Origin of the sequence: Pyxidicoccus trucidator (genome assembly GCF_010894435.1) — a bacterium.
In the GTDB taxonomy this organism is placed as follows: Bacteria; Myxococcota; Myxococcia; order Myxococcales; family Myxococcaceae; genus Myxococcus; species Myxococcus trucidator.
The window spans coordinates 1-241 of sequence record NZ_JAAIXZ010000135.1 but is presented as its reverse complement, the minus strand read 5'-3'; the positions used below and the strand labels follow the sequence as shown (position 1 = coordinate 241).

Genomic DNA, 241 nt, shown 5'->3' with positions numbered 1-241 from the left:
TCGGCGGGGATTCGGGCCTCGCGGCGGCGAGCCGCGTCGTTGGTCCAGCCCTCGGGCAGGTACAGCTCGAAGTCGAGGGGCAGGTGCTCGGTGCGGGTGGCGACACTGAGGCTGACGCCAATCTGGCAGTTAGTGATTTTGCCCGCCGAGCCGGTGTACTGCCGCTGCACGCCCACCGAGTGCTTGCCCTGCTTGAGGAAGCCCGTGTCGTCCACAATCCAGGCCTCCACCGGCTCGCGCT

At 68.5% G+C, this 241-nt stretch carries 1 protein-coding gene; it reads right to left on the bottom strand.

What is annotated here, in order from left to right:
• Window positions 1-241 (bottom strand): transposase (locus G4D85_RS48745; RefSeq protein WP_164021983.1); only part of this gene is annotated, 241 nt, incomplete at both ends.